Source organism: Collinsella sp. AM31-2AC (assembly GCF_003469285.1).
In the GTDB taxonomy this organism is placed as follows: domain Bacteria; phylum Actinomycetota; class Coriobacteriia; order Coriobacteriales; family Coriobacteriaceae; genus Collinsella; species Collinsella aerofaciens_AT.
The window spans coordinates 238,551-245,407 of sequence record NZ_QSJB01000001.1 but is presented as its reverse complement, the minus strand read 5'-3'; the positions used below and the strand labels follow the sequence as shown (position 1 = coordinate 245,407).

At 60.8% G+C, this 6,857-nt stretch carries 4 protein-coding genes; 2 read left to right on the top strand and 2 right to left on the bottom strand.

Annotated features, from left to right (window positions below):
- Positions 1 to 132: 132 nt before the first annotated feature.
- Positions 133 to 1,644 (bottom strand): nucleoside hydrolase-like domain-containing protein, encoded by a 1,512-nt coding sequence (locus tag DW796_RS01005; protein ID WP_118093991.1) that lies wholly within the window; start codon positions 1,642 to 1,644, stop codon positions 133 to 135.
- Positions 1,645 to 1,906: 262 nt separating this feature from the next.
- Positions 1,907 to 3,244: a prolyl oligopeptidase family serine peptidase gene (locus DW796_RS01000; protein ID WP_117766220.1), complete on the bottom strand. Its 1,338-nt coding sequence runs from the start codon at positions 3,242 to 3,244 to the stop codon at positions 1,907 to 1,909.
- Between the two features lie 490 nt (positions 3,245 to 3,734).
- Here DW796_RS01000 and DW796_RS00995 point away from each other — a divergent pair, with 490 nt between their 5' ends.
- Both DW796_RS00995 and DW796_RS00990 read left to right on the top strand, forming a co-directional pair.
- Positions 3,735 to 5,162 carry a PTS transporter subunit EIIC gene (locus tag DW796_RS00995; RefSeq protein WP_117797334.1) on the top strand — a complete coding sequence of 476 codons (1,428 nt, stop codon included), beginning with the start codon at positions 3,735 to 3,737 and terminating at the stop codon, positions 5,160 to 5,162.
- A 210-nt stretch (positions 5,163 to 5,372) separates the two neighbouring features.
- Entirely contained in the window at positions 5,373 to 6,686 is a 1,314-nt protein-coding gene (locus tag DW796_RS00990; protein ID WP_117797390.1) for a DUF4038 domain-containing protein, read from the top strand.
- Positions 6,687 to 6,857 lie beyond the last annotated feature (171 nt).

Below are 6,857 nucleotides of genomic sequence, written 5' to 3'. Positions count from 1 at the left end.
GGGCGGAGGCGGGGCATGCCCCGCCTCTTACACCACATCTCTGCACGCTACCTCTCGTCATTTGGGTGTCCAAAAATCCCCGCTCGTTTGGCGCCTGGGGACACTCTTTGTCGAATGTGGGCGTCGCCCTTGCTATGCCACAGTCACGGCGACCTGGGCGTAGCGGGTGCAGGGGCGCTCGGCGCGCGTCTGCACGGTAAGGGTGAGCACAAGGCGGTCGCCGGGCCGCGCGTCGGCGGGCACGATGAAAGCGGTGTCTACCGTGCATTCTTGCCACAGCGACAGATCCTGGGCGCCTGCATAGCTCGACGGGTCCACGGCGACATCCCAATGCACATCGAAGCCCTTGCCGTCGGGGTCGACGATGGTCGCTGTAAGGTCGACGCGCTCGCCGGCTGTGGCGCTGCGGTCGGCCGTGACCTCGACAACATGTGCCGGATGCGAGCAGGCTGCCGGATCATGGGCACACCATTGCGCGCGGGCGGCAAAGTCTTCCTGATAGGCACGCAGGTAGGGATTGAGATTGTCGTCTGCGGGCGTGCCGATGGAGGCAAAACCGGCGGGCGCGTTCGCATCGGGATGCCCATCAAAAAACATGCGGCCCAGCAGCGTATCGAAGTCGCGGTCGTCGATACCGCGCAGGCCAAACGGAAGCAGCGGAATATAGGTCATGCTGTCGCCTTCGGCCATAAAGTCGCCGCGCTCAAACTGCACCGCGGGCCTGCCTTCTAGGCCCCAATCCAGACGGGCATGCTTGCCAAACTGAAAGCGCTCGGGCTCGTTTTCGTAGACCTTACCATCGCCATAGAGCATATAGCGTGCCATGAGGGGTCCGTTGCCCTGCGTGAGATTCCGCTCAGGCCAAGGAGCCTTAAACAGCGGCAGCGTATCGGGCTGAGCTGTTTTGGCGTCGAAATAGTTGCCATACATATAGGGCGTACGCCAAAAGATGAGCTCGGGAAAGAGCTCGCGTCCATGGTCGAGCCACGAGTTGTCCTGCCCCACGCCATCGGCAACGCCCATCACGCGCACCTTCTGATAGACCCGCTGCCGTACGGCGGGCCACTCGGGCGTGGCGCGATAGCGCTCGGCAATACTCATGAGGGCGCGAACGATCGTATTCATACCACCCCAGCTGAGCAACCATAACGTACGCGGATCATCATCCAGAATCGCCTGCGCAATTACGCGAGACCCCTCAGTTTCCTCAGTCACATCACCCTCAAAGGCAACATTTCCCACAAAGGTGCGCTCGATCATCTGGGCGGGCGTGGGAAACGGCGGCTCACCGGCAGCGGCCGCATTTGCTTGCAACTGCGGCCAAGCCTGGGCATATTCATTACTCCAGAGACTCTCAATCCAATGCTCGGGAAACGGCCGATACTCACGAAGCTCGCCGGCTAGCGGATCGGGCTCATGAGGCACAACAGCCCACTCATAAGAGCGCCGCCCTTTGGTCCGCCAATGCGAATTCACCTCGCCGAGCGTATGAACCCCATCCCCAAGAAAGTGATACTGCGAAGCCGTATACACCACAGCCTGAACATCAAGCAAGTTGAGATACAGAGCCAAATGAACAAGCGAGTTCATATCATCGACTTCCATATCAGTGGTAACAATCACCCGAGTCAACTTCTGGGACATAGGAACAGCTCCAATCAAAATCAATTCAGCCAGTTACGCGCAAGGCAAGACGGGACCCATGCCCCCATCGCCACCGACCCGGCGGCCCGCTAGAAGCGGCCGGCCAGGGTCACAGCAACGTCAACGCAGCGGAGACCGGGGTTTAGTCTTGCAAACATTCCGCAGGGGGCATGGGCAGGCGCAGCGCGAAGCGCAAAGCGCCAGCCCATGCATGCCCGAGGACGTTTGCAAGACTAAACCCCGGTCCCCGCGATGGGAGGGCTTAGCGGTCGACCCTGGCCGACCACTCCCAGCAGCCCACCGGCTCGCCGTCGATGAGTACGTTGCCCCCGTCGAAGTCTTGATAACACAGGTCGTTGAATTGGTGGATCCACACGCCGTGGTTGAACGTCTTCTTGGCCGAGCCGTCGGCCTCGCGATACACGCCGGTCAGGTCCTCGACATGGCTAAAGTAGGTGAGATGCACGTTGGCGCCGGCATCGCGCAGGCGCGCGAACAGCGGCAGCACGGTCTGCTGCGGGCACACGAGCTCGTCGCCCTTGGAGTGCGTAAACCACAGCGGCGTCTTGGCGAGCGCGGCTACGTCCTCGTCCGTGGCGTTGTACCACGGGGCGCAGCAGGGAAGGCCCGCGGCGAAGAAATCGGGGTAGTCGGCGCACAGGCGCAGGGTCATAAAGCCGCCGTTGGAAAGACCGGCGACCACGATGCGGTCGGTGTCGATGCGGTCGGCATGCTCGGCGACAAACTCATCGATAAGTGCCTTGAGCACGGGGGAGTAGATGCTCTGGTTGGAGTGACCAAGCTGCTCGACGCCGTTGTCCATCCAAAACGTGGGCGACTGCGGCACGAGCACCCAGGCAAAGCCGCCAAAGTAGCGCTGGATCTGCGCCTGGCTGATGGCCGTCACGCGGTTGCCGATATAGGCGCGCGTGGCGCCTTCGCCCTGCGTGGCGCCCTTGCCCTCGCCGGCGCCGTGCAGATACACCACGAGCGGTGCCTTTTGGGGCACGGCCGTGGCCTCGGGCGCAAAGGGGTTGAAGCATGCCGAGTCCTCGGCCTTAAAGCTGGGCTCAAAGAAGCCGTATTCGAGCGCGATACCGTCGACGGCGGTCTTTTGCGTGTCGTTGCTCCAGCCTTTGAGCGCAGGGCAGATATCGCCACGGCAGGTGTCGAAGACCAGGCCGCAGGTGGGATCGTCGCCGTCGTTGCCGGGAAGAGCCGCGAGCTGCGTGATGCGCAGCTGGTCATCGAGCATGCGCGAGCCCATGACGCCGCCTTCGATGGTCTTGGTCAGGCGCTGCTCGGCGACCTCGAGCGCCACATGGGTGCCCACGGCGAGCTTACGTCCGTTTTCGTCGCACGGATATGCGGCGAGAACGTCGATGTAACCCACGGAGGGCGCGGCATGGTCGGCGCCGCGCTCCTTGCGCATCAGAACTTCGCCCGAGCGTTCGTGACGCTCTACATATATATGGAAGGTGTTCGCGTCGATGTCGTTGGCGCGCACGGTGCAGGGCAGGTCGAGTACGACCTTGCTGATCCAGGGGCCAAAGTCGCCCAAGGTGGTGACGGTTGCGTAGGTACACAATTTGAGTTCCATGAGCTGCCTCCCTTGCGCCGCTAGTGGGAAACAAAAGCGGCAATACAATCTAAACATGTTTAGTTTAATCCAGAATTGCAGAACAAGCTGATAAACTCGGTAAACGGCAAAATTTAACACGCCATGAACTACTAAACATATGTTTACTAGCTTCTAGCAGGGCTTCTGTTGATGAGTTAACAGGTCATAGAGGTGTTTATCAAAATAAAAGCCCACGTAAAGAGCCATTTATCAATAGACAGTCAAAGAGACTATCTCCCGCCATTGGAATACGTTCACCCCCGATTTCCTACCGTTCGCCGGACTCTGCACGGTAAAATTGCCACAAATGAGGCGCTCCGTGTAAACTAAAGCCCGTAAACGTTCAGTAAACACTTTGTTTACGACAGCGTATCCAAGGGTCCGGCAACCGTAAGGGGTTATAGTCGCCGGGCCAAAGGCGTGCCTAAGCCCAAGGGGGCTGGCACACGAAGATATGGGGAGGGGTCCCATGGCAGTAGATAACAAGCAGATTGCCACCGATGTCCTCGAGCTCGTGGGCGGCGCGGAGAATGTTTCCGTTGCCACCAACTGCATGACGCGCCTGCGTCTGACGCTCAAGGATAACAACAAGGTCGACGTGGAGAAGATCAAGAAGGTCAAGGGTGTTCTGGGTTGCCAGTTCGCCGGCGCCCAGCTCCAGGTCATCATCGGCCAGAACGTGCCCAAGGTGCTCGCCGAGTTCGTCGCCATCTCCGGCGTCAAACAGGGCGAGGCGGTCAACGAGAACCTCGACGCTCCCAAGGAGAAGTTCGAGCTCAAGAACCTGCCTAACATCATCCTCGACTATCTGTCGGGCTCCATGACCCAGCTCATCCCGCTGCTCATGGCCGGTGGTCTGTTCCGTACCATCGCGGCCGTCCTCGGCCCCACCATGCTCGGTGTGCTCTCGGCCGACGACCCGACCTATACGTTCCTCTACACCACGCTGTACGAGGCCACGTTCACCTTTATCCCCATCTACCTGGGTTATGCCGCCGCTAAGAAGCTCGGCGCCAGCCCGGTGCTCGGCATGCTGCTCGGTGGCGCCCTCATGGCTCCTTCCGTGGTGAGCGTCGCCACCCAGGAGGGCGGCGGAATCATCTCCGTCTACGGCATCCAGATCGCCGCTGCCAACTACCAGCAGTCCGTCCTGCCGATCATCCTTTCGGTGCCCGTCCTGTACTTCATCGAGAAGTTCTTTAAGAAGGTTATGCCCGACGTGCTGTCCACGGTCTTCACGCCGTTCTGCACCATGATCGTCACGATCCCCATTGCCTTCATCGTCCTCGCTCCGATCGGCAACGAGATCGGTACGCTGATCGCCAACGCCCTCTTCGGCCTTGCTGACCTTGGCGGCATCGGCATCCTGATCGTCATGGCCATCCTCGGCGCCTTCTGGCAGCTCTTCGTGGTCTGCGGCATGCACATGCCCGTCATCCTGCTCGCCCAGGTTCAGATCATCGCTGCCGGTTACGATCCCTTCGTCTTCGTTTCCACCAACTGCGCTATGGCCGCTGTCTGGGGCTGCGCCTTCGGTGCCTTCCTCAAGATGAAGAACCCCGACGAGAAGTCTCTCGCCATCGGTTACGTCATCTCCGCCATCGCCGGCGGCGTCACCGAGCCCGCGCTCTTCGGCATCCTCATGCGCTTCCGTCGCACCATGTTTGGCATGTTCATCGGCGGTGCTATCGGCGCTGTGTTCTCCGGCCTCATGGGTGTTACCTACTACCTCGCAGGCGGTGCCTCCAACTTCCTGGTCTTCACCAACTACCTGCAGGGTGGCCAGATGAACACCGTCTGGGCTATCGTTGGTATGGCAATCTCCTTTGTCATCGCCGCTGCCGTCGTCTTTGCCTGCGGCTTCTCCAAGGAGGAACTCGCCGAGATGGAGGCCTAAGGCCAAACCATTCGGTTGCATATGACCTCACCTACACGACAGGGCCCCGTCAGGCGCAAGCCCGGCGGGGCCCTTCTTGCAAGGTAGACTGATGGGGGGCGGGTGAGATTCGCCCGCGAGGGTTTGCCAAGCGGCGGGGGCTTTCGCGCGGGGTTACCGCGAAAGTTTCCGGCGGTTCGCAAATCCTTTATCGAACGAAAGGACATGCAGATGAGTTTGGGAACGCTGACCGTCAACGGTCGCCAGGATGGCTTTTTGTGCGAGGGCAAACCGTTCTTTTGGTTTGCCGATACGTGCTGGAGCGCGTTTACGAGCATTGCCGAGGCCGATTGGGACTACTATCTGACCCGTCGCGCCGAGCAGGGCATGAACGTGCTGCAGATCAACACGCTGCCGCAGTGGGATCGCTGCTGCCCCGATCTGGGCATTTGGCCCTATGCCAGCGAGGATGGCGTGCATTTTGATTGGTCCCGACCCAACCAAGCGTACTGGGATCGTGCCGCCGCCATGTGTCGCGCTGCCGTCGAGCACGGCATTCGTCCGGCACTCGTGCTTATGTGGTGCAACTACGTGCCCGGTACCTGGGGCGCCAAGATTGCCGAGCATTGCGGTGCCGAGGTTATGCCGCGCGAGGAGGTCCGTGCCCACGTTGCCCGCGTCGTCGAGAACCTGGGTGAGTTCGACCCCGTTTACGTGGTGACGGGCGATACCGACTTTACCAGCGACGAGGCGATCGCCTATTACGAGGATGCCCTCGACGAAGTCGTCAATCGCGCGCCCGAGGCGTTGCGCACCATGCATATCAACCGCGGCAACCGCACCATCCCGGCACGGTACCTGGACCGCTTGGACTTCTACATGTTCCAGCCCGGCCACAACTACGAGGGCCAGCCCGAGGCTTGGCACTTGCCGCAGGACTTTATCGCCAACTATCCCAAAAAGCCGATGGTCAACTCTGAGCCTTGTTACGAGCAGATGGGTGCGTCGCGCAATGTGTACTGGCGCTTCACCGCGCAGGACTGCCGCGCGAGTGTGTGGTCGTCGATCCTTGCCGGCGCCAGCGCGGGTGTGACCTATGGCGCGCACGGTGTTTGGAACTGGCAGACTAGCAAGAGCCAGGGCTCGGTGCTGGGCGAGGGCTTCGATATGCCGTTCCGCTGGCAGGAGTGTCTGCAGTTTGCGGGCGTTTGGGACTTTGGCGCGATCGAGCATGTGCTTGCCGGCCTGGGTGCTACGGCTGGCGACGACGCACTTGCCGTGGTTCCGGCGCAGGAGCTCCTCGATGACGCGCGCGAGGCCATTCGTGTGGCGCGCGTTGGCGATCGCGTCGTCACGTACCTGCCGCGCACCACGGCGCTCAAGTTTAAGCTCGACGGCGCGCGTGGCTGGACGGCGACGGTTCTCGACATGGAAGACAAGCGCGTCGCCAAGCTGCCCGTTCGCGACAACGGTGACGGCACCGTGCGCGTGGCTCAGCATCCCTTTGAGCACGACGCCCTGGTGATCCTGACCCCTGGGCGCTAACGGCTCTTCTCCAACATTTACAACCCAGTCCCTTTCATAAGGCTGCGACGGAATGGTTCCTGCATGACGGCTTTAAGCTGTCAAGGGGAGCCATTCCGCCGCACTCATTGGGGACGTACTTAAATGAGTGGTTTAACTTGAGACGGGACTTTTTGACCGCCTGATGGGTCG